At 62.0% G+C, this 23,779-nt stretch carries 19 protein-coding genes; 16 read left to right on the top strand and 3 right to left on the bottom strand.

The genetic code is table 11. The annotated features are described in order from the left end of the window. Positions 1-12: 12 nt before the first annotated feature. Positions 13-903, bottom strand: a complete 891-nt coding sequence (locus tag VGC33_RS07275) for a DMT family transporter (protein ID WP_331120080.1) — start codon at positions 901-903, stop codon at positions 13-15. A 388-nt stretch (positions 904-1,291) separates the two neighbouring features. Between VGC33_RS07275 and VGC33_RS07270 the strand changes: the two genes are divergently transcribed. The 4 genes from VGC33_RS07270 to VGC33_RS07255 are packed head-to-tail and all read left to right on the top strand — an operon-like array spanning position 1,292 to position 4,587. After that, on the top strand, positions 1,292-2,095 hold the full coding sequence (locus VGC33_RS07270) for a transporter substrate-binding domain-containing protein (protein ID WP_414636906.1): 804 nt from the start codon (positions 1,292-1,294) through the stop codon (positions 2,093-2,095). Positions 2,096-2,104: 9 nt separating this feature from the next. After that, positions 2,105-2,809, top strand: coding sequence for a 5-oxoprolinase subunit PxpB (gene pxpB / locus VGC33_RS07265; protein WP_331120115.1), 705 nt, complete (start codon positions 2,105-2,107; stop codon positions 2,807-2,809). Beyond that, complete coding sequence (locus VGC33_RS07260) at positions 2,806-3,792, top strand: 5-oxoprolinase subunit C family protein (RefSeq protein ID WP_331120078.1); 987 nt, start codon at positions 2,806-2,808, stop codon at positions 3,790-3,792. Before pxpB ends, VGC33_RS07260 begins: the two co-directional genes overlap by 4 nt. Before the next feature lie 27 nt (positions 3,793-3,819). Further along, entirely contained in the window at positions 3,820-4,587 is a 768-nt protein-coding gene (locus VGC33_RS07255; protein ID WP_331120077.1) for a 5-oxoprolinase subunit PxpA, read from the top strand. Between the two features lie 135 nt (positions 4,588-4,722). Here VGC33_RS07255 and VGC33_RS07250 read toward each other — a convergent pair whose 3' ends face one another. Then, positions 4,723-5,925 (bottom strand): pyridoxal phosphate-dependent aminotransferase, encoded by a 1,203-nt coding sequence (locus tag VGC33_RS07250; RefSeq protein WP_331120076.1) that lies wholly within the window; start codon positions 5,923-5,925, stop codon positions 4,723-4,725. A 736-nt stretch (positions 5,926-6,661) separates the two neighbouring features. Between VGC33_RS07250 and nac the strand changes: the two genes are divergently transcribed. The 11 genes from nac (at position 6,662) to VGC33_RS07195 (ending at position 21,389) form a co-directional block, all read left to right on the top strand. Beyond that, positions 6,662-7,585, top strand: coding sequence for a nitrogen assimilation transcriptional regulator NAC (nac, locus tag VGC33_RS07245; protein WP_331120075.1), 924 nt, complete (start codon positions 6,662-6,664; stop codon positions 7,583-7,585). Between the two features lie 116 nt (positions 7,586-7,701). Continuing rightward, positions 7,702-8,136, top strand: a complete 435-nt coding sequence (locus VGC33_RS07240) for an acetyl-CoA carboxylase biotin carboxyl carrier protein (RefSeq protein WP_331120074.1) — start codon at positions 7,702-7,704, stop codon at positions 8,134-8,136. Between the two features lie 122 nt (positions 8,137-8,258). Beyond that, complete coding sequence (locus VGC33_RS07235; RefSeq protein ID WP_331120073.1) at positions 8,259-9,011, top strand: SDR family oxidoreductase; 753 nt, start codon at positions 8,259-8,261, stop codon at positions 9,009-9,011. Between the two features lie 32 nt (positions 9,012-9,043). Next, complete coding sequence (locus tag VGC33_RS07230; RefSeq protein ID WP_331120072.1) at positions 9,044-9,739, top strand: amino acid ABC transporter permease; 696 nt, start codon at positions 9,044-9,046, stop codon at positions 9,737-9,739. Between the two features lie 4 nt (positions 9,740-9,743). After that, complete coding sequence (locus VGC33_RS07225; protein WP_331120071.1) at positions 9,744-10,508, top strand: amino acid ABC transporter permease; 765 nt, start codon at positions 9,744-9,746, stop codon at positions 10,506-10,508. Continuing rightward, positions 10,505-11,242 carry an amino acid ABC transporter ATP-binding protein gene (locus VGC33_RS07220; RefSeq protein WP_331120070.1) on the top strand — a complete coding sequence of 246 codons (738 nt, stop codon included), beginning with the start codon at positions 10,505-10,507 and terminating at the stop codon, positions 11,240-11,242. The genes VGC33_RS07225 and VGC33_RS07220 overlap by 4 nt, the downstream gene beginning before the upstream one ends. A 14-nt stretch (positions 11,243-11,256) precedes the next feature. Next, the gene (locus VGC33_RS07215) at positions 11,257-11,745 is read left to right on the top strand and encodes an exo-alpha-sialidase (protein ID WP_331120114.1); all 489 of its coding nucleotides are present in this window, start codon (positions 11,257-11,259) and stop codon (positions 11,743-11,745) included. Positions 11,746-11,952: 207 nt separating this feature from the next. Next, on the top strand, positions 11,953-16,758 hold the full coding sequence (locus VGC33_RS07210) for an ATP-dependent helicase (protein WP_331120069.1): 4,806 nt from the start codon (positions 11,953-11,955) through the stop codon (positions 16,756-16,758). A 273-nt stretch (positions 16,759-17,031) separates the two neighbouring features. Further along, the gene (locus tag VGC33_RS07205; protein WP_331120068.1) at positions 17,032-18,261 is read left to right on the top strand and encodes an HlyD family secretion protein; all 1,230 of its coding nucleotides are present in this window, start codon (positions 17,032-17,034) and stop codon (positions 18,259-18,261) included. Continuing rightward, positions 18,258-19,844 (top strand): MDR family MFS transporter, encoded by a 1,587-nt coding sequence (locus tag VGC33_RS07200; protein WP_331120067.1) that lies wholly within the window; start codon positions 18,258-18,260, stop codon positions 19,842-19,844. The genes VGC33_RS07205 and VGC33_RS07200 overlap by 4 nt, the downstream gene beginning before the upstream one ends. A 12-nt stretch (positions 19,845-19,856) precedes the next feature. Continuing rightward, positions 19,857-21,389 carry an efflux transporter outer membrane subunit gene (locus tag VGC33_RS07195; protein ID WP_331120066.1) on the top strand — a complete coding sequence of 511 codons (1,533 nt, stop codon included), beginning with the start codon at positions 19,857-19,859 and terminating at the stop codon, positions 21,387-21,389. An 8-nt stretch (positions 21,390-21,397) separates the two neighbouring features. Here the strand turns inward: VGC33_RS07195 and VGC33_RS07190 are convergent, their stop codons facing one another. Beyond that, complete coding sequence (locus VGC33_RS07190; protein WP_331120065.1) at positions 21,398-22,627, bottom strand: MFS transporter; 1,230 nt, start codon at positions 22,625-22,627, stop codon at positions 21,398-21,400. 100 nt (positions 22,628-22,727) lie between these two features. Between VGC33_RS07190 and VGC33_RS07185 the strand changes: the two genes are divergently transcribed. Next, complete coding sequence (locus VGC33_RS07185) at positions 22,728-23,687, top strand: AraC family transcriptional regulator (RefSeq protein ID WP_331120064.1); 960 nt, start codon at positions 22,728-22,730, stop codon at positions 23,685-23,687. Positions 23,688-23,779: the final 92 nt, after the last annotated feature.

Here is a 23,779-nt window from a genome sequence, read left to right as displayed (position 1 = left end):
GTCCGGCCGCCGCTATCTCGTTGAGGTTCGGGCGGTTTGCGCCCGGCGCCTTTCACCCCAGACGGCAAAAATACCGGCGCCGGCGATGATGGCGGAGCCGAACAGGGTGGCGGCGCCGGGCGTACTGCCCAGGCAGAAATAACCAATCAGCATTGACCAGACCAGGGTGGTGTAATCAAATGGCGCCAGCAGCGACGCATCCGCATGGCGCAAACTCAGCGTCATCAGGATCTGCGCCATGCCGCCAAACAGTCCGCAGCCGGTCAACAGCAGCAACTGACCGCCATCCGGCGTCCGCCAGTCAAAGAACAGGGTAGCCAGGCCGATAAACGTGGTCATCAGGGAAAAATAGAACACAATGGCGCCGGGTTTTTCGATACCGTTAAGAAAACGGATCTGCACTGAGGAGGTGGCCGAGCACAGCGCCGCCAGTAGGGCGAAGAGCACGCCGATAATCGGGGTTGAGCCGCCGGTGCCCAAATAGGCGGACATCATGACCATAATGCCGGCAAAGCCGATGATGACCGCCAGCCAGCGGGAGACGCGCACGCTTTCTTTTAACAACATCGCGGCCATGACGACGGTAAACAACGGCGCCGCATAGCTGATGGCGGTGGCATCGGCCAGGGAGATAGACACCAGCGCCAGATAGTTGAAGTACATGCCGCCGGTACCGGAAAACCCGCGGATGAGATGGCCGAAAATATTCTTTGTTTTAATCAGCTCGAGAATATTGCCCTGAAACTTCAGCCAGACGAGTAACAGGAACAGCGCCACGAACGAGCGGAAAAATATCACCTCCCCGGTGGGAATCAGGCCCTGCAATCCTTTAACGCAGGCAAGCATTAATGTTGCGCACAAGGCCGACATTAATTTCAGTAATACGCCCGTCTTTGCATCCATCACTGATATTCACTCTGTCACTTAACCACCCGCCCATCGGGAAATCATGCCTACCATAGAGGGGTAACCCGCGTTGCGGTTAAGATAATTTTGCTCTGCCTGGATACTTTTTCCTTATACCCGCGATACGCGCCCACCCTCTGGTCATACATATTGCATATCACCACACAATGTTTCCCTCTTATACAAGGCCGATGGTTGCTTATATAGTGGGTTTACTGAGAGGCAATGGCGAGGCATTCACGATTATCCCTCTGATTTTCCATTGTTTAACTCATCTTCCGCGCGTAACGGATACGCTGGGGGTACCGCCGGTAGACAGGCTCTTAATTGAAATGTCGGGGAAATGCTGATGAAGTTGACGTTACTGCCTTGCGCTGTGCTATCCATGTCGCTGCTGATGGCGCACGCTTCCGCTAAAGCGGATGAACTTGCCGAGATCCAGGCGCGCGGCCAGCTGAAATGCGCGGTCTATTCCGACGTTCCGCCGTTCTCTGCGCCGGATCCCACTACCCGTCAATTGGTGGGGATGGACGTGGACTTATGCGCGGCGCTGGCCAAACAGATGGGGCTGCCGGTTGAACTGGTGCCGACCTCGGTGGAGGCCCGCATCGCGATTATCGCCACCGGGCGCGCGGATGTGTTGATCGCCAACCTGGCCTATACCAAGACCCGCGGTAACCAGATTCAATTCAGCGATCCCTATTATGTGGCCAAAGAGATGCTGGTGGTGAAAAAGGTCAACGAGGATAAAACCCGCGCTGATTTTAAAGGCAAACGCATCAGCGCCACCAAGGGCAGCACCTCGGAACAGTCGATTTATCTGGCCGGCGCCAAAGCCCTGACCTTCCAGGATACCGCCTCCGCTTTCCTTGCTCTCGAACAGAATAAAGCGGTCGGTTTCGTCACCAATACCATGACCGGCATTAAATTGATCTCGCAGGCGAAAAAAGATGGCGTTGAACTGGCCATGATCAAGGAGCCGATGGCCCTGGAACCGATTGGGGTGGGCATGAAAAAAGACGAACCGGCGTTACTGGCACAGGTTAACGCCGGGCTGAAAGCGATGGAAGATCAGGGAACCATCGACGCCATCTGGAATAAATGGATTGGCCCCGGCACCGAATATCACATGGTGCGTGAAGAGAAAGTCCAGCCCTTATCCAGCCTGAAGTTCGAACCACTGGAATAATTGATGGACATGCTTTCCCGGGGAACCGCCGCGCGTACCGCTTTTCTCCTCGCCGGGCAGGACGAAAAGGTAAAAATATCCACCATCGGCAGCCGCGCCTGGCTGATTGAAGCCCCGGGTGATTTCGCTTTACCCGCCCAGCGGCGTATCTGGGCGTTGGCGGCCGCCCTGGGCCGCCGGGACGAGGTGGAATCGGTGATTCCGGGGGTAACCAATCTGCTGGTGCTGTTTCGCCAGACCCAGCCTGACAGCGACCTGGTGTATGCCCTGCTGCATCAGCTATGGGAGCAGGCGCTGGCGGTCAGCCCGGTGGGCAAATTGATTGAGATACCGGTGGTCTATGGCGGGAAACAGGCGATCGATCTGGACACTGTTTGCCGGCATAGCGGATTGCCGGCGGCGGAGGTGATCCGTCGTCATTACCAGGGGGATTATACGGTGTTCGCCTTGGGCAGCGCGCCGGGATTTGCTTATCTGCACGGCCTGGATCGGGCTATTGCCACCCCGCGCAAGCGCGTCCCTTCGCTGCATATGCTCAAGGGCACCGTGACCATTGGCGGCGCGCAGACCGGCGTGTCGGCGTTAAACGGGCCAAACGGCTGGAATGCCATCGGCTTTGCCGACATAACGGTATTCGACGCCGGCGCCGCTGAACCGGCCCTGATGGCGCCGGGCGATAGCGTGCGGTTCCTGCCGGCGAGGATTGAACTGTGATTGAGGTGATGGCTACCGGGCCGCTTAACACGGTGCAGGATCTCGGGCGCACCGGATTTCGCCATATCGGCGTGTCGGTCAGCGGAGCGATGGATTCGCTGGCGCTGCGCGCCGGCAATATTCTGCTCGGCAATGATGAGAACGCGGCCGGTATTGAAATCCAGCTGTTTCCTTTTCGGGTGCGATTTCTGGCCGCGACCAGTATCGCGGTGGTCGGCGCGGATTGCCGCGCGCAACTCGACGGCGTGGATCTGCCGCCCTGGTGGGGCTGCCCGGTACGAGCCGGTCAGCAACTGGAGCTGCGATTTCCCCGTCAGGGCGCCCGGGGTTACCTTTGCGTGGCCGGCGGTATTGATGTCCCCGTGGTCATGGGCTCGCGCAGTACCGCACTGCGCGGCGGCTTTGGCGGCCTGGAAGGACGGCCGCTGAAAAAAGGCGACCGCCTGTCTCCCGGGGCGACGGCATGTCCGCCGCTGCCCCCGGAGGGATTGGGCATCGCGCCGCCGTCGGTGGCGCTGGGCGGGGTCTTTCCCCAAACGCCGGATGGCGTGATTCAGCTGCGCGCGATCCCCTCCGGGGAATATGAACTCTTCGCGGCGGATGCCAAACGGTTCTGGTCGCAGCATTGGACCGTATCGACGCACAGCAACCGCACCGGCTACCGGCTCTCGGGCCAGCCGCTCCATCCGTCGAAAGCGGTGGAGATGCGTTCCTATGGCTTGATGCCGGGCGTGGTTCAGGTGCCGCCCGCCGGCGAGCCCATCATTCAGCTCAGCGATGCCAATACGGCGGGAGGATATCCAAAAATCGCCGGTATTATTGAAGAAGATTTATGGCGGCTGGGCCAGACATTGCCCGGTAAAAACATCCAATTGGTGCCGAGCGACGTCCGTGAGGCCATCGCCGTGGCGGTGGAAATCGACGCCTATTTGAATCAGCTGCGCGCCGTATGTCCGCAGATAAAGGTCGCCATTGGCCGGTAATGATTTCTCATAAAGCGGGTAATGACTATGAAGATAGATGTGAATTCCGACATGGGCGAAGGGTTTGGCGTTTATCAACTCTGCGACGATGACGCATTGATGCGGGTGGTATCATCGGCCAATATCGCCTGCGGGTTCCATGCCGGCGACCCGGATATTATGACGCGTATGGTGCGTTTGGCCAAAGCGAACGGCGTGGGGATTGGCGCCCATCCCGGCTTCCCCGATCGCCAGGGGTTTGGCCGCAAGGCGCTGCCCTTTAGCGCGCAGCAGATTCGCCAGCAGGTGCTCTACCAGCTCGGGGCGCTCAGCGCCATTGCCAAAGCGGAAGGGGCGGTGGTGGCGCACGTCAGCTTCCATGCGGCCATGGGCAACCAGATTAACGCGGATGAATCGCTGGCGCTGCTGGTGATGCGGGCGATAAAAAGCGTCGACCCTCAGCTGATCATCTTTTCCCAGCCGGATACGCCTATTGAGCTTGCGGCAAAAGCCTGCGGGATGCAATCCATCACGCTGTTTCTTGCCGATCGCGCTTACGATCCGCGGGGTCAGCTGGTAGCGCGCGGGATCGCCGGCGCGGTGATTACCGACGAGGCGGCGGTGCGCGCCAGGGTGCGCCAGTTTTTATTGTCCGGCACCGTGGCGACCCTTGACGGGCCGGTGATCCCGGTCAGGGCCAGGTCCATCCTGATCCACAGCGATACGCCGGGATCCCTCGGGCTGGCCCGCATCGTGCGCAGCGAAATCGAGGCGAATGGCGCCGCTGTCGCCCCGGCAGCCGAGGTGTTGGCATAGCGCCTCGTTTGCAGCCGGCAAAATGCGCCAAAGCCCGATTTCAGCAAACGCGCGGTGATATAAAACCCAAGGCCGCGCGCCGCCCCGGAAACCCTGATGACGCGCTGTCCCGCTTCTGGCATGGCCTGTCCCCGGTTAGTGGATTCCCCGGCAGAAAGCGGCGATGCGATCGCAGCCTTCTTGCAGCATTGCCATACTGGTGGCGTAAGACAGACGAAAAAACGGGCTTATGCCATATGCCGCGCCCTGTACGGTCACCACATGGTGTTCCTCGATCAGTGCCAGCACAAAATCGGCGTCGCTGGTAATCCGCCGTCCGTTGCGCGTGGTCTTGCCGATAAACGCGGCGATATTGATAAACAGATAAAATGCGCCCTGCGGTTTATGGCAGCTCAGGCCGTTAACCGCGGCCAGACGCTCCAGCACGTAATCGCGGCGCTGGCGATAAATCTCCGCCCGTTCCCGCAGCAGATCCTGTGGCCCCTCCAGCACCGCCACCGCCGCCGCCTGGGTCAGGGTACAGACCCCGCCGCTGTTCTGGGTATTGACGTTGCTCATCGCGTTAATCAGGTCCTGCGGGCCACCGCAGAAGCCGAGACGCCAGCCGGTCATCGAGTAGGCTTTGGATACGCCATTCACGGTGAGTACCCGGTCGTAAAGCCGCGGTTCCACCTGTGCGATAGTGTAAAACGTCACGCCATCATAAATCAGATGTTCGTAGATATCGTCAGTCAATATCCAGATCCCGGGATAACGCAGCATTACCTGTGCAATAGCCAGCAGGTCCGCGCGCGTGGCAACGGAACCGGTAGGGTTGCCGGGATAGTTAAGCAGCAGCCATTTTGTTTTGGGCGTAATGGCGGCGGCCAAATCGGCGGGGTAAGGCTTAAACCCGTTGCTTTGGGGACACAGAACCGGTACCGGGATACCGCCGGCGAATTTTACAATATCGGCATAGCTTATCCACGACGGGGTGGGAATGATCACCTCGTCGCCCGGATTAATGGTCGCCAGCATGGCGTTAAAAATAATCTGTTTGGCGCCACCGGCGGTAATGATCTGACAGACATCATATTCAAGCTGGTTATCGCGTTTAAATTTGCGCGCAATAGCGGCCCGCAGCGCGGGGGTGCCGTCGGTGGGGGGATAACGCGTATCCCCGGCGCGGGCTGCGGCATAGGCCGCCTCGATAGCGTGTTCCGGCGTCGGGAAATCGGGTTCGCCGGTCGATAAACCGACCACGCGCACGCCCTGGGCGGCAAGGTCCCGCGCCTTCTGTGTCATGGCTACGGAAGCGGAAACGGCAACATTTTTCAGGCGATCGGCTATATCAGGCATGATCCGGGGATTCCAAAGGTCGGCGGCGACAAGAATGACGGCGCGCGAACACCCGGCGTCAGGTGATGCGCATCGGCAGAAGTCAGATAATCAAGTCCATGGAGTGACTTGCGGTCGGGATTAGGATAAAAGCGAAGGGCGTCAACGCGCTAATAGCGCTTTGTTGTGGAGGCATAACACAAAACAATAGTTATAAACATCATTGGCCGGCCACAGGCTATTGATCCCCATGACGCCGCTTCATAAGCGAAGGGAATCGCCACCGGGTGAAAATGTGTTGGTTTTTTGCGCCTCGATCATATTACTGTTTGATCATTATACCGATAAAGAGTGTTATCGAATAAATCCAATAACTTAACTATTTTCGGTTCTTTGTTCCTGATTGCGGCTTATAACGATGACGGTTAGCGATAATCGTAAACCGAAAGTTGTTCGTCCACAGGATATCTGATGACCGATATTTCCGCTCCGACACCTGGCGCCAGAAAATGCACGTTATGGCAATCATATTATTGCGCCGGGGTAAGAGAATAACGGCGTTACGCACCGAAACGGTGCATCTCGCGCCGCCGGCTGGCGGGATTAAACCATGGAGCGCAGGGGTAGGCGCGGTTTTATTTTGTAATTAACTGATAATCAGGATTAAATTAATAATAACGCCATCATCGGCGTTGCATAAATTCTTATGGCCTTGATCTTGCATTTATCTCAAGCTTAAGGCTGTGAGGAACACATCATGAATCTGCGACGACTGAAATATTTTATTAAAATTGTTGACGTTGGCAGCCTGACGCAAGCCGCCGATATCCTGCATATCGCCCAGCCGGCGCTCAGCCAGCAGCTCGCCACCCTTGAGGGCGAGGTGAACCAGCAACTGCTGATCCGCACCAAACGCGGCGTGACGCCCACCGTCGCCGGCAAAATACTCTATAGCCACGCGCAGTCGATACTGCGCCAATGCGATCAGGCGCAAAGCGCCATTAACGGCGCCGGCCTGGCGTTGTCGGGCAACGTCTCGGTGGGACTGGCGCCGGGAACCGCCGCGCAACAGCTGGCGCTGCCACTTATGGAGGAAGTCCATCGCCAGCATCCCGGGATTGTCCTTTATTTTAATGAGAATTTCGGCACCACCCTCAGCGAACTGATCATGAACGGCCGGATGGATATGGCGGTGATTTACGGCAGCCGCGATATCCACGGCCTGCGTTTTATGCCGTTAATGAAAGAAGATCTTTATTTTGTTTGCGCCCACGATATCGGAGAACCGGTCAAAAACATCGATCTGTCGAGCGTCGCCCGCTATGAGCTGTTCCTGCCGCGTATCTACAATATCATGCGCAAAGTGGTGGACGACGCCTTTGTCCAGCAGGGGCTAAGCTATCGCGTCAAATGTGAAATCGAATCGCAGACCACCCTCAATGCGGCGGTGGCGGCCGGCCTGGGCTGTACCATTATGCCGGAATCGGCGGCCAGCGCCATGCTGCAGGCTTCAACCGCCTGGATGGCCAAAATCGTTAATCCCAATATCCAGGCTTCCCTGTCATTTTGCATGTCCGATCATCTGCCGCTGTCGCAACCCGCTGAAGTCGTGAAGGCCATTTTGCTGTCGCTGATGGCCAAACGCACGGTGGATAACCGCCCGCTGGCGCTGGCGGGATAATAAGCATCCCTTATCGCCGCAAAGCGAAACCCTCTTACCGGAAAATCACCCGCGCGGGTTACAGTCGTTTTATCGTTTAGCGTGGCATCGCACCGGTGCGTCGGTTATGGAAGGGTATGCAAAATCGTTGTCTGGAGCTTAAGGCCCTACGTCAGATGGCGCACAAGATGCGCCGGTCGGGATTAGCCAGCCTTGAGATCAGCGGCGGCAATTATCGCCTGCGGCTGAAATTTACCCCCGTCCAGCAAGCCGATCCCCCCCTGCGCACGAGCATGATTGCGCCGCCGACGGCCGTCACGATTGTGCGTTCGCCCATGCCGGGCACGGTATTACTCCACTATCCACCGGACGGTAAGCCTTTCAGCGCGCCCGGCGCGGCGGTGAAAAAACAGGATCTGCTGGCGCTGGTTAAAGTGGGGCTGGTCTATTTGCCGGTGCGCAGTCCGGTGGATGGCATCGTCGAGACCCTGGCAATCGGGCACGGCGCCGGCGTCGGTTATGACGATGAGCTCATCACCGTGCGCGACCACGCGCCAATCGGGTTGTTATAAGCCTCCTTTATCGCATCACATAGTTTATGTCTTATACCGGTTTTCATTTAGTGGATAGAGTCATTAATACACCAGGGCCGGCGCGATAACGATAGCGCCGGCAAGCAAAAAGGAGAGGGGACATGCCATTTTCAGATTATAAGACCGCGCTGGTGACCGGCGCGTCGGCAGGGATGGGGGAGGCAATCGTTGAGCGCCTGTGCAAAGAGGGCATCACCGTCCACGCCGTGGCCCGGCGCGCGGAACCGCTGGCCGCGCTGGCCGCCCGTACCGGCTGCATTGCCCACGTTCTTGATGTGAGCGACCTTGCGGCGCTGACCCGCCTGTGCCGTGAAATCGAGGTGGATATCCTGGTGAACAATGCCGGCGTTTCCCGGCCCGGCTCCATTCTTGACGCCGATGAGGAAGCCGTGGACACCCAGGTCGATGTAAACCTGCGGGCGGTGCTGCACCTGTGCCGACTGCTGGTGCCGGGCATGATGGCCCGTGATTGCGGCCACGTCATCAATATTACGTCCATTGCCGCCATTTACAATTTTAACGGCAACTCCATTTATCATGCCACCAAAGCGGGGGTTCATGCCCTGTCGCGCCAGCTGCGTGTGGACTGCTACGGCAAACGGGTGCGTATTACCGAGATCTGTCCCGGACGTGTGGCAACGGACATTTTTGGCAAGGTCATGGGCGATCTGGCGGAAGGACGCCGCCGTTTTATCGAAGGTTTTGAACTGCCGCTGGCAATAGATATTGCTGATGCCGTCGCGTTTGTCCTGGCGGCGCCGGCGGCGGTCAATATCGGCCATATGGAAATTACGCCCACACTGCAGGTGCCCGGCGGTTTATCCACCATGCGGCCGGGTGAAACGGTGCAATAAGCGCGGACCAGCCGCTTAGGAGAGAACAAACGATGACACTCGATTTCACGACGGTTTTTACCGGCCGGTATGGGCAAATGATCGTCGACGGCACGATTGTCACTCTCGAACTGGCGTTGGCCGCCTGGCTGCTGGCGATGGGCCTGGCGCTGCTGCTGGTGGTCATCCGCCTTACCCACAGACGTTGGGCGGTCATGCTGGTAACGGCTTATGTTTCTTATCACCGTAACGTTCCGACCCTGGTGCAACTGATGATGTGGTACTTCGCCATCCCGACGTTACTGCCGGAATCGTTGCAGATGTGGATCAATGATTTCAATGCCGAGTTTTTATTCTCGCTGTTCGCGCTGGGGCTATGCCAGGCCGCCTATTTTTCGGAGGATATCCGCAGCGGGCTGCGGGCCATTCCCGATGGCCAGAATGAAGCCGCGCGGGCGCTGGGGATGGGGTACGCGCGCGCCATGCGCCTGGTGATCCTGCCACAGGGCATGCGTAATGCGCTGCCGTCCCTGCTTAACCATACGGTATTGCTGTTTAAAAATACCAGCCTGGCCATGGTTATCGGCGTGGCCGAGTTGACCTACGTCAGCCGCGATATCGAGAACAAAACGTTTCGTACCTTTGAGTCCTATCTGGCGGCCTCGGTTGCCTATCTGTTTTTTTCATTGCTACTGATGGGTATCGGCGCGCTGCTGGCGCGGCGTTTCCAGCGCATCTCTGCGAGGTGAACCCATGTTGGATATCATTACCATAGTGCATGATAACTGGATGCTGCTGCTGCTGGGCCAGTATCCTAACGGACCGCTGGGGGGGATCGTCTGCACACTGCTCATCTCCCTGCTGGCGATGGCGTTTGCCTTGCCGCTGGGTATTGTCCTGGGCCTGGCCAGGATCGCGCCGTTTCGCTGGCTGAGCTGGCCGGCGGCCTGCTGGGTCTACCTGCTGCGCGGCATCCCGTTGTTAATGGTGGTATTTTGGACCTATTTCTGCGTGCCGTTGCTGCTCGGCCATAATATCAGCGGTTTTGCCACCATGCTTTGCACCCTGGTGATATACGAAAGCGCCTATATTGCGGAAATCGTGCGGGGCGGTATTCAGGCGCTCTCCGCCGGCCAGTATGAAGCCTCGCGGGCGCTGGGGATGAGCTATGGCAAAACCTTCCGACTGGTGATCCTGCCCCAGGCGCTGTTCAATACGCTGCCGAGCCTGGTGAGCCAGCTTATCTCCATCATCAAAGACAGCACCCTGGGCTACGTTATTAACGTACCGGAACTGACTTTTGCCGCTAACCAAGTTAATAATCAATTACTTACAAAACCATTTCAGGTTTTTGCCATCGTTGCCGCGGTTTATTACCTGCTCGGCTTCTGTCTCAACTGGCTGGCTAACCGGCTGGAACGGCATGTGACGCGTAAAAGCAACCGCCAGACCGGGGAGAAAACCGTGAACATAGCCGCCACCGACCAAAACACCATCATTATGAAGGAATTGATATGAGGCCCATGATTATATTCAACCAGGTCAATAAATGGTATGGCGACTATCAGGCGCTTACCGATCTGAGCGCGGAAATCAAGAGTGGTGAAGTCGTGGTGGTGTGCGGTCCGTCGGGGTCGGGGAAATCGACGCTTATCCGCACCGTTAACCGGCTGGAGCCCATTGAGCAGGGACAGATCCTGTTTGATGGTCTCGATATCCATGGCAGCAGCACCCGGTTGAACCAGTTGCGCACCCGTATCGGTTTTGTCTTCCAGAGCTTTAACCTCTTCCCCCATATTTCCGTTATCGAAAACATCATGCTATCACCGGTAAAGGTGCTTGGCTTAAAACGCGCCGAGGCGCGCGGGCAGGCCGGCGCGCTGCTGGAGCGGGTAGGGTTGTCTCATAAGGCGAATGCCTATCCGGCCCAGCTTTCCGGCGGTCAGCAGCAGCGGGTGGCCATCGCCCGTGCGCTGGCCATGAAACCGCCGGTGATGCTATTTGATGAGCCTACGTCCGCGCTTGACCCGGAAATGGTGGGGGAAGTGCTGAATGTGATGCGGGGGCTGGCGCAGGAAGGGATGACCATGATGTGCGTGACCCACGAAATGAATTTTGCCCGCGAAGTGGCCGATACCATCTGGTTTATGGACCAGGGAAGCATCCTGGAAAAAGCGGCGCCGGAAGACTTTTTCTCCGCGCCGAAACATCCGCGCGCGCAGCGTTTCCTCAGTGATTTGCGCCAGCACTAAACCGGGATTGGCCCATTGGAATCCGGTATTACACTGGCAAAACGAGCGATTGTGGCTGTTTTATAAAGTGGGACCAACGCCACTGGGACGCCTTTGTCGATATCAGCGCAGACCAGGGCGGACAATGGCAATCCGTAGCCGTACCGCTTGAGCATATCGACGCGGGTGACATGTCTCGGGACGGGTTTTGGCGGGGTCTAGGGCAAAATGCCCTGTGGGAAAACGACCTGGCGCGGGTGTTCCAATGGGACGGCGTGATTCAGCCAACGGCATGGGAGTCGCGCCAGGGCCACATCCATCTGCTGATGCGCAGTACCCGGGGACGGATTTGCCGCAGCGACTCCATCGACAACGGCCGAACCTGGTCGCCGGCGGACGCCACGGCGCTGCCGAATAATAACAGCGGAATCGACCTGGCGCATCTGGGCGGCGGCAGGCTGGCGCTGGTATACAACCCCATCGCGGACCACGCGCCGGCGGCAATAGTGCTAAGCTGTTATTGACTGCTTATCAGTGCCGATCGCCGGTCGCCTGAACGCCGGGGCGCGGGACGATTGGCGCTCAGGACATTGAAAGGAACGCCGCCCCATGCACAAACGTTTTACCCTTATCGGAACCGGCCCGATCGGAACCGGCCTGGCCCGCCGCGGACCGGCGCCGGCAGGCGGATATAGCGCCATCGGCCGCCAGCGCGCGGGCGTTGTTGCGCGATGCTGAAGCCGGAACGGACCCCCGCAGATCCCCTCAGCCGGTTTCACCCCGCCACCCGCGAGTGGTTCGCCGCCGCGTTCGCCGGGGCGACTCCCGCGCAGCAGGCCGCCTGGGCGGCGATTGGCGCCGGCGACCATACCTTGGTGATTGCGCCCACCGGTTCGGGCAAGACGCTGGCGGCCTTTTTGCACGCCATCGACAGCTTGTTCCAGGAGCGCGAACGCGATCCCGCGCGCGCGCGCCAAACCGCCACCCGGGTGATCTACATCTCGCCCATCAAGGCGCTGGGCGCCGATGTGCGACGCAACCTGAGCGTGCCGCTGCAAGGCGTCGGCGCCAGGCGCCGGCGGCGCGGCGATCCCGAGGTGGCGCTGACGGTGGGCATGCGCACCGGCGATACGCCCGCCGCCGAACGCGCCGGTCTGCAAAGACGACCGCCGGATATCCTGATCACCACGCCCGAATCGCTGTATCTGATGTTGACCTCCAAAGCGCGCGACACCCTGCGCGGCGTGACCACGGTGATTATCGACGAGATCCATGCCGTGGCCGGCGGCAAACGCGGTTCGCATCTGGCGCTAAGCCTTGAGCGGCTGGACGCTCTGCTGCCCGCGCCCGCCCAGCGCATTGGTCTGTCGGCGACGGTGCGTCCGGTAGAGCGCATTGCCCGTTTCCTGGGCGGCGCGCTGGCGGTAACCGTGGTAAACCCGCCGGCTGCCCGGCCCCTCGAGGTGCGCATCGCGGTGCCGGTGGAGGACATGACCGAAATACCGCCGCACGCCGATGCCTCCCCGGAGATGAAGGCTTCCGGACGCGCCGGCTCGATTTGGCCGCATGTGGAAGCCGGCATCCTCGAGCAAATCCTCGCCTGCCGTTCCACCATCGTGTTTACCAATTCCCGCGGACTGGCGGAGAAGCTGACGGCCAGGCTCAACGAGCGCTATGCCGCGCGCTGCGCCGCCTCACCGCCCGCGACGGAAGATGCCGCGCATTACCTGTCCAACTCGGGCGGCACCGGCAAGCGCGCCGCCGGCGAAACGCCGGCCATTGCCCGTTCCCACCATGGGTCGGTGTCGAAGGAGCAGCGTGCCGAGATTGAAATCGCGCTTAAATCCGGTGAATTGCGCTGCGTGGTCGCCACCTCCAGCCTGGAGCTCGGCATCGATATGGGACTGGTGGATCAGGTTATCCAGGTTGGCGTGCCGCCGTCGGTGGCAAGCGCGCTGCAGCGGGTGGGGCGCGCCGGCCATCAGGTGGGCGGCGTTTCGTCTGGCGTGATTTATCCGCGTACCCGGCGCGATTTGATTGACGCCACCGTGACGGTGGAGCGCATGCTGGCGGGGCGTCTGGAAGCGGTGGCGCCGCCGCGCAACCCGCTGGATGTGCTGGCGCAGCATACCGTTGCCGCGGTGGCCATGGAACCGCTGGAGATTGAGGCGTGGTACGCGCGGGTGCGGCGCGCGGATCCGTTTCGCGCCTTGCCGCGCAGCGCCTTCGACGCCACCCTGGATATGCTGGCCGGCCGCTATCCGTCTGAGGCGTTTGGCGAATTTCGCCCGCGCCTTATCTGGGATCGCGCCAGCGGCGTGCTCACCGCCCGCCCTGGCGCCCAGCAATTGGCGGTAATCAGCGGCGGCACCATCCCGGACCGCGGCATGTACAGCGTCGTCCTGCCGCAAGGCGAGGAAAAGAGCGGCGCGCGCCGGGTCGGCGAGCTGGACGAGGAGATGGTCTACGAGTCGCGGGTCAACGACGTGATAACCTTGGGCGCCACCTCCTGGCGCATCCAGCAGATTACCCACGATCAGGTGGTGGTCATCCCGGCGCCGGGCCGCTCCGCCCGCCTGCCGTTCTGGCATGGCGACAATGCCGGGCGCCCGGCGGAACTGGGGGAAGCCATCGGCGTCTTCCTGCGCGAGGCGGAGGCGGCGACGGCGGGCCAGCGGGGGGCGCTTGCCGAGGGGCACCCGCTGGCGGCGCGGCTGAAAGCCGCCGGTCTGGACGATAACGCGATAAATAATCTGGTGGCATTGGTGGCGGAGCAACGCGAGGCCACCACGGTACTGCCCACCGACCAGACGTTGGTGATTGAGCGCTGTCGCGACGAGAGCGGCGACTGGCGGGTTATGCTGCACTCTCCTTATGGCCAGCGCGTGCATGCCCCCTGGGCGCTGGCGATCGCCGCGCGCATCCATCAGCGGATGAACATCGACCCCGCCGTGGTGGCCGGCGACGACGGTATTATCGTGCGCATACCGGATAGCGTCGGCCGCCTTCCCGGCGCGGAACTGTTTGTTTTCGATCCCTATGCGCTGGCGCAAATCGTGACCGATGCGGTGGGGCAGTCGGCGTTGTTTATCGCCCGCTTTCGCGAATGCGCGGCGCGCGCCCTGCTGCTGCCGCGCCGCCGTCCCGGCAAGCGCTCACCGCTCTGGCAGCAGCGCCTGCGCGCCGGGCAATTGCTGGAGATTGCCCGGGAGCATGATGATTTTCCGCTGATCGTCGAGACCGCGCGCGAGTGCCTGCAGGACGTTTACGATCTGTCCGCATTGCAGACGCTGATGCAGCGGTTGCATGACGGCGCGGTGCGGTTGCTCGAGGTGACCACCGAGATCCCCTCGCCGTTTGCGGCCAATTTGCTGTTTGGCTATGTGATTGAGTTTATGTATCAGGGCGATGCGCCGCTGGCCGAGCGCCGGGCATCGGTACTGTCGCTGGACAGCGGGTTGCTGGGCGAACTGCTCGGGCAGGTGGAGCTGGGCGAATTGCTCGATCCCGGGGTGGTGGCGCGGGTCGGACAGGAATTGCAGCGCACCGTCGCCGAGCGTCGGGTGAAGGGCGCGGAAGGGGTAGCCGACCTGTTGCGCGAGCTGGGTCCGCTGTCGCGTGCGGAAATCGCGGCACGCCTGGCCGATGGGGACGCGGCCGGCGTGCTTGGCGATTATCTGGCGGAGCTGGAGACGGCGGTGCGGATCATTCCCGTGCGCATTGCGGATGAAACACGCTGGGCCGGCATAGAGGACGCCGCCCGTTTGCGCGATGCGCTCGGCGTCGGGCTGCCGCCGGGCATCCCGGCCGCGTTTTTGCAAGCGGCCGGCGATCCCCTGCGCGAGCTGCTCAGCCGCTATGCCCGTACCCATGCGCCTTTTACCCCGGCGCAGGCGGCGGCACGCTTTGGGCTGGGGGTGGCGATCGTCGATGAGCAACTGGAACGCCTGCGCGATCAGGGCAGGATCTTACCGTGCAATCTCGCCGACGGACCGGGATCGGAGACCACCTCCGGCGCCGGCGATAAACGCCGGTGGGTATGGGATGAGGTGTTCCGCCGCCTGCGGGCGCGTTCGCTACAGGCGGCGCGCGAGGCGACCCGGCCGGTGCCGCGCGAGGCGTTTGTGCAACTGCTGCTGGAACGCCAGGGGGTGCTGACCGACGCCGCGCCGTCGCCGGGCCAAGGTCCGTCCGCGCCGCCGGGCGCGTTTGCCGGCGTCGAGGGGGTAGCCCGGGCCATTGAACAACTGGCGGGAATCGCGCTGCCGGCATCTTTATGGGAGAGCCGGATTTTGCCCGCCAGGGTGCATGACTATCAAGCATCCTGGCTGGATGAACTGATCGCCGCCGGCGAGGTGCTGTGGGCCGGCCATGGCGCGCTGGGCGACGACGACGGGCTGGTGTCGCTGCATCTGCGCGATAACGCGGGTGAAACACTGCCGCTGACGGACGATAGCGCGGACACATCGCCGCCGGGCAATAACGCGGCAGTAACGCCGCCGCTTGCGAACGACGAGGGCGGCGCGACGGCGGCGCTGCGTCAGGCCATTCTGGCGGTGCTGGCCGATGGCGGCGCCTATTTTGTCCGCCAGCTGGCGCCTCTGGCCCAGGCGCGGTTGCCCCATGCGGGCGCACCGGCAATGGCGGCGGAGCCGTCGCAGGCGGAGGTGGCGCAGGCCGTATGGGATCTGGTCTGGCAAGGCCGGGTTACCAGCGACACCTGGTCGCCGCTGCGCGCGCTGTCGGGCGTACGCCCCCCCGCCCGTTCGCGCCCGGCCCGTTCCCCGCGGCACCGGCGCCAGATCGTGGGCTGGGTGCCGGTATGGACGCCGGCCAAAGCCGTACCGGCAAGCGGCGCCCGGTTTGGCGACGCGGCGCTGGCCGGCCGCTGGTCATTGCTGGGCGCGGAACCGGCCGGTCCCACCGTCAGGATGCTGACCCTGGTCGAGAACCAGTTCGACCGCTATGGCGTGATAAGCCGTGGCGTGGCGGTGGCGGAGCAGGTGCCGGGGGGCTTTCCCGCCCAGATGCCGGTACTGCGGCGCATGGAAGAGGCGGGCCGGGTGCTGCGCGGAAGATTTGTCACCGGCCTTGGCGCCGCGCAGTTTGCCGATAAAGACTGCATCGATCGTCTGCGTGAGCTGGCGCAGGCGCCGCCCGGCGAACCGCTGGCGGTGGCGCTGTCGGCCAGCGACCCGGCCAATCCCTTCGGCTGGCTGTTGCCCTGGCCGCCCAACCCCGCGGGCATCCGCCCGGTCCGGCGCGGCGGCGCCATGGTGGTGATATGCAACGGCAGGTTGGTCTGTTATCTGGGGCAAAGCGGCCGCCAGCTGTTAACCTTTGCTGAGGGCCATGATGCCGCCGCCGGCTGGCTCGCCGGGGCCTTGGGCGCCCTGGCGGCCGCGCTCGGGCGCGGGAAACGCCGCATGTTTACCCTTGAGGAGGTGAACGGCGCGCCGGCCGCCGGCCCGGTGGCGGACGCCTTATCCGCCGCCGGTTTCTCGCGCGTTCCTAAAGGATACGCCTGGTACGGGTGAACTGTGCTTGCCGCTATTGCGAAACTATCAGTTGATATTCCCTCCGAGCGCGCCGGCGTCCAGCAATTCCTGCCGTTCAGGCCCGGACGCCAGGTGCTTTCATCCTTTTTTACCGCGCGCGGCAAACGTGACTAGTCTGAAAAATTCTCCGCCGATCCCCCCAAATTCAACCAGTTGCTATTATCTATAGATAGCCAATCAAGTAATTCCATCATGATGGGTCCGTTGGCGCTTGTGCATTTTTGAAAATTTTTCATGTAAAGGATAATGAATTTGAGCAGCAGCGATGAAGAGCAGAACAGGCGGGAAGCGTCGTCTGAAAAAAACCATGATAAAGACAGTACACCCGGCGACGCTAAGCAGTCCGGGGATGAAAAACAGCAGCCGGAAGAGAAGAAGCCTTCGCCGCTGAAAAATCCCAAAGTGAAATGGACGCTGATTATCCTGGGCGTGGTGGCGCTTATCGCCCTGGTGGCCTGGCTGGTGTATTACCTGCTGGTCGGCCGCTATATGCAGGAAACCAATAACGCTTATCTACAGGCGGATTCCGTGGTGGTGGCGCCCCGGGTGAGTGGCTATGTGACCGCGGTGTTTGTCCAGGATAACCAGCGGGTCAAGGCCGGCCAGCCGCTGCTGCAAATTGACGAACGCACTTACCAGGCCACGCTGCAGCAGGCCCAGGCCGCGGTGGCGGTGCGCCAGGCGGATATTACCGCCGCCAACGCCAACCTGGTGACCCAGCAGGCCGCGCTGCGCCAGGCGAACGCCCAGGTGATGTCGGCCGCCGCCAGCCTGCATTTTGCCCAGTCCGAGGTGACGCGGTTCGCCCCGCTGGCCAAAAGCGGCGCCGATACCCACGAGCACCAGGCCAGCCTGAGCCATGACCTGGAGCGCGCCGGTTCGCAATACGAATCCGCCCAGGCCCAGGTGGCCAGCGCCAAAAGCCAGATCAAGGCGATGGAGGCGCAGATCGAGCAGGCCAATGCCGGGCTGGCGCAGGCGCAGGCCGACGCCGATCAGGCGCGGATCTCCGTGGGCGATACCCGCCTGACCGCGCGGATAGACGGCAATGTGGGTAATAAAACCGTTCAGGTGGGCCAGTTTGTCGCCGCCGGTACCCGCACCATGACCGTGGTGCCGGTCAGCGCACTTTACCTGATGGCTAACTTCAAGGAGACCCAGGTCGGGCTGATGCGCCAGGGCCAGCCGGTCACTATCGAGGTGGACGCATTGTCCGGCGTTAAACTCCAGGGCAGGGTGGAAAGCCTTTCCCCAGGCACCGGCTCGCAGTTCGCCCTGTTGCCGGCGGAGAACGCCACCGGCAACTTTACCAAAATCGTGCAGCGGGTGCCGGTGCGCATCAAGCTATTGGTGGGCGAGGAGGCGCGCAAGGTCCTGGTGCCGGGCATGTCGGTGGAAGCCACCGTGGATACCCGTTCGGCCAAAGAGGGTAAAAAACGCGCCGAGGATGAATCCGAACGCCTGAAAGAGCATAAGTCATGAGTGCGGCGCACGATAATCAGCAAGCGGGCGCGGGGGCGAGCGGCGGCAATGTGGAACCCGGCGCCTGGCTGGCGGTGGCCGCCGGCACCATTGGGTCGTTTATGGCTACGCTTGATATTTCCATCGTCAACGCCGCGCTGCCCACCATCCAGGGCGAGGTCGGGGCCAGCGGCACCGAAGGCACCTGGATTTCCACCTCCTACCTGGTGGCGGAAATCGTCATGATCCCCCTGACCGGCTGGTTTGTCCGCACGCTGGGACTGCGCAATTTCCTGATCATCTGCTCGCTGATGTTCACGCTGTTCTCGGTGCTGTGCGGGCTGTCCACCAGCCTGATAATGATGATTATCGGCCGCATCGGCCAGGGTTTTACCGGCGGAGCGCTGATCCCGACGGCGCTGACCATCGTCGCTACCCGCCTGCCGCCGTCCGAACAGGCCAAGGGCACGGCGCTGTTCGGCATGACGGTCATCATGGGGCCGGTGATTGGCCCGTTGCTCGGCGGCTGGCTGACCGAGAACGTCAGCTGGCACTACGCTTTTTTCCTCAATGTCCCGGTCTGCATCGGCCTGTTGGCGCTGCTGTTTATCGGGCTGCCCCATGAAAAAATGCACCCGCGCGAACTGCTTAACGGCGACTGGCTGGGCATTCTGGGCCTGGCGGCGGCGCTGGGCGGGCTGACCGTGGTACTGGAGGACGGCCAGCGCGAACGCTGGTTTGAATCGGAGATGATCATTTGGCTGACGATTATCTCCGCCAGCGGTTTCGTCGTGCTGCTGCTGGCGCAGTTTATCAGCCGCGAACCGGTAATCCGCCTGTCGATCCTGCTGGACCGGAGTTTTGGCGCGGTGTTCGCCATGGTGATGGCGGTCGGCATGATCCTGTTCGGCGTCATGTATATGATCCCGCAGTTCCTGTCGGCGATCGCCGGTTATAACACCGAGCAGGCCGGTTATGTGGTGCTGCTGTCCGGGGTGCCCACCTTGCTCCTGATGCCGGCGATGCCCTGGCTGATGCAAAAGGTCGATGTGCGCATCCTGGTCCTGGCCGGCCTTTCATGCTTTGCCCTGGCCTGCTATGTCAACATGAATCTGACCAGTCAAAGCGTCGGCATGGACTTTGTCCCCGGCCAGCTGTTGCAGGGGGCCGGCCTGGCGTTGGCCATGCTGTCGCTGAACCAGGCGGCGGTCACTTCGGTGCCGGCGGATCTGGCCGGCGATGCGTCGGGGCTGTTCAACGCCGCGCGCAACCTTGGCGGTTCCATCGGCCTGGCGATCATTTCCACCTTCCAGGAAAGGCGCATGACCTATCACACCCAGGTCATCGGCGAAGCCACCACCGCCAACTCGCCGCTGGCCCAGGACTATATGCAAAATCTGACCAGCCAGCTGCAATCCTCCGCCGGCGGCGACGCCGCCGCGCAGGCCTGGGGACGGCTGGCGCAGCAGGTGCAGGAGCAGGCGCTGGTCATGGCCTATAACGATCTGTTCTGGATTTTCGGCGTGATAGTGCTCTGCTCCATACCGCTCGCCTTTTTGCTCAGGCCATTGCCCAAGGGCAATTCTTCCCAAGCGATGCATTGAGAAACGTAAATAATGACCAAGCCAAGAAAACTGCCGTATCCCTTGAGCGTCGCCGCGCTGTCGCTGTCGCTGGCCGGTTGTATGCTCGGTCCCGATTATCACCAGCCTCCGGCGGTGGCCGGGACCGCCGCCACCGCCCTGCTGCGGGCCAATCAGCCGGGCGTGGCGCTGGCCCCGCCGGTGCAGCGCTGGTGGCTGTCGCTGCATGATAGCGATCTGGACTGGCTTATCGAACAGGCGCTGCAACACAATCCCAATCTGCGCGCCACCGAAGCGCAGCTGCGCTCCGCCCGGGCGCTGGTGCGACAGCGGCGGGCCGAGCTGCTGCCCCAGGTCAACGCCAGCGCCGCCTATGCCAATATCACGCCGCCGGATTCCATAAAAAACAGCGTGAACCAGGCGTCCGAAAGCGCGGCGGCAGCGGCGCAAACCTACGGCGGCACCGAGGCGGCACAGGCGGTGCGCTCGCGGCTGGGCAACGTGGACCTGGACACCGAGCTGTATAATGTCGGTTTCGACGCCAGTTGGGAACTGGACGTCTTCGGACGGCGGCGGCGCGCCGAGGAAGGGGCGCGGGCCGAGGCCGAGGCGTCCGAGGCGCGCCTGGCCGATGCCCGGGTGCAAATGGCGGCGGAGGTGGGCCAGGCCTATATCAATTATCTCGGCATCCGGCAACGTATCGCCATTGCCGAGCGCAACCTGGAGATGGTGAACAAAAGCCATCAACTGAACCAGCAGCGGCGTGAGCGCGGCGTAGCCTCGGAAATGGATGTGCAGCGATCGCAGCTACTGGTGCGCCAGCAGGAAGGGCGCTTACCGATGCTGCGGGCGCAGGCGCAGATCGCGCTGGATCAGCTCGCGCTGCTTATCGGCCGCGAGCCGGGCGTGTTGGATGCGCGGCTGGCGGGCAATAAACCGCTGCCGACGCTGCCGGCCGTGGTGCCGGTGGACGACGCGGCGTCGCTTATCCGGCGCCGACCCGATGTGCGCCAGGCGGAGCGGGAACTGGCCGCCTCATCGGCGCAGATCGGCCAGGCCATCGCGGGCTATTTCCCCCAGGTGACCCTGTTCGGCAGCGTCGGCATGACCACCACCTCGCCGAAGGATTTTAACTCCGACGCCATCAGCACCCTGTGGGCGCCTTTCCTGCGCTGGTCGTTCCTCGACTTTGGCCGGGTGAAGGCGCAGGTGGCCCAGGCCCGCGCCGGCAACGATGCCAGCGCCGCGGCTTATGAAGGCAAGGTGCTGGCGGCGCTGCAGGACGCCAACGGCGCGCTGGCGCGTTTTGGCGCGGCGCGCCAGCAGTTGGTCAGCGCCGGCCAGGCGCGGGAGTCTGCCGCGCGCTCGGCGGATTTGGTGTTGCAGCGCTATCGTGCCGGGGCAACGTCATTGATCGATGCGCTGGACGTTCAGCGCCAGCAGCTTTCCGCCGAGGATAGCCAGGCGCAGGCCCAGGTCGAGCTGCTGGTGGATTATGTGGCGCTGCAAAAAAGCCTGGGGCTGGGATGGGTCGCGCCACCGCCGGCAGCCGTTCACCGACCCTGACCCCCGGGTCAGGACACCGGCCTGGCCGGCCTGATACCGGCGGTTGTTTGGACCCTGAGCGCAATCACCAGTGCGGCGACCAGCATTACCGCACCCGCGGTGACAAAGACCCCGGTAACGCCGGCCAGACCGAATACCACCCCGCCCAACGCGGCACCCGCGGCTATCGATGATTGCACCGACGCGACGACCATGCCGCCGGCGGTTTCAGCCTGGTCGGGGACGGCGCGCGCCACCCAGCTTGACCACGCAACCGGCACGCCGCCGAACGCCAGACCCCACAGCGCGACCAACAGCATCAGCCCCGTTGCCTGGACCGGCAGCCAAATCATGCCGAAAGCGGCGATGCCGACCAAGGCGGGCATCAACGCCAGGGTAGCGCGCAGGCTACGCTCCATCAGCCAGCCGGCCAGTAGCGTACCGGCGAAATTGGCGACGCCAAAGCCCAGAAGCATCAGTGACAAGTGGTCAACATCAATGTGCGCCACGCTCTCCAAAGCCGGCCGGATATAGGTAAACAACGCATATTGGCCGGTATGGGCGAGCACGCAGCCCATCATCCCCATACCGATCCCGGGGCGGCGCAGCAGCGCCAGAACAGACACGGTATGCAACATCCTGCGCGGCGCCATGCGCGGCAGCGTGAACCATTGGAAGACGAACGTCAGCGCCCCAACGGCGGCGGCGGCCACAAAGGCGCTGCGCCAGCCGTACAGTCCGCCCAGGTAGCTGCCGAGCGGTACGGATACCACGGTTCCCACCGCAATGCCGCTGAAGATAATCGACAACGCTCGTGGCAGCCGCTTCGCCGGCGCCAGACGCATGGCCACGGCGGCCGCCATGCTCCAGAAGCCGCCCAGGGCGATGCCCAGCAGAATTCGCATGACCAGTAACACCGCCAGACTGGAGGACAGCGCCACGAGCAGGTTGGATGCAATCATCAATACCGTAAACGCCAGCAGGACCTGACGACGGTCAAGGCTGCGCGTCAGGCCCGGCACCAGCAGTCCGGCAAACAGCGCCACCACGGCGGTCACCGTAACGGCCTGGCCGGCCAGCGCTTCCGACACCGCGAAGTCGGATGCCATCGGCGTCAGCAGACTGGCCGGCAGGTACTCTGCGGTTAATAAACCGAAGACCCCCATCGCCAGCGAAAACACCGCCATCCAGGCCGTCGTGGCCGGAGCTTCATCGCCCGGTTGGGTACCGGATACACCGTCTTTTACAAAATGACTCATCTTGGGAAATCCCTGAAAACGATTGAAGTCGCAAGTCTAGAGAGATACCCCAGGATGATCTATGATAGTCCGTCCTTAATATTTGACTGTAACCCCTAAAATGACGCAACTCGATAAATTTGCCCTGTCGTCGGATCTCATCAGCGAACTGTTGACCGGTATGCGGCTGCGCGGTGTCCAATACCGCCGCATCCAGACCGGTCCCTCTTTTGGCCTGGGTTTTAACGCCAGGCCGGGACAGGCTTACTTCCATTTCCTGGCGGTAGGCAACGCTATCCTGCGCACCAGCGATGGCGCATTGCATGAATTGCCGGCGGGCAGCGCGGTGTTTATGCCCCAGGGCGGAGGGCACCAGTTGCTGTCCGACGCGGAGATGTCATTTCACGACATAGACCGGTTTACGGCGACACCGCTTGGCGATAGCGTCAGCGGTGTCGACACGTGCCCCAGCACACATCCTACCCCCAGCGCGGTTCTCTTTTACGGTTGCATGGAGTTTGATCTCGGCGGTATGCATGGGCTCGGCAAGCTGATGCCGGGCATCATGGTAGCGAACACCCGGGAAGCGCGATATCCCGGATTGATGCCGATTCTGGACGCGATGAAACGTGAAATATGCGCGGGCCGAATCGGTTTCGCCGGGGTCCTGGCCCGGCTGGCTGAAGTGGCGGCGGCAATGATCGTCCGTGGCTGGATCGAATGCGGATGTGAGAACGCCTCGGGACTGGTCGCCGCGCTACGCGATCCCCGCTTAGCCCGCGCCATACTGGCTTTGCACCGCCAGCCCGGCCATGGCTGGACCGTGGCGGAACTGGCCGCGCAATCGCATATATCCCGTTCGGTGTTTGCGCAACGATTTCAAGCCACCCTCGGTGTGCCGCCGCTGCGTTATGCCACGGAGCTGCGCATGCGTCTTGCCGGCCAATGGCTGACTCAAGACAGGCTGTCGATCGAGACGGTGGCGCAACGTCTGGGCTATACGTCCCAGGCCGCCTTCAGCCGCGCTTTCAAGCGTATCACCGGTCGGCCGCCGGGCGCCAGCCGGCAGGTTTTTGAATAATAATAACGGCATGCCGGCTTGCGGCCGGGCGTCAACGCGCCGGCCCCGGCGGCGGATGGCCAGGCATTGCGGCTTCGCGCCCGGACGGAAAT

Origin of the sequence: Acerihabitans sp., from assembly GCF_036398755.1 — a bacterium.
Lineage (GTDB): Bacteria > Pseudomonadota > Gammaproteobacteria > Enterobacterales > Enterobacteriaceae > Acerihabitans.
This window is presented reverse-complemented; position numbering and strand designations above follow the sequence as displayed.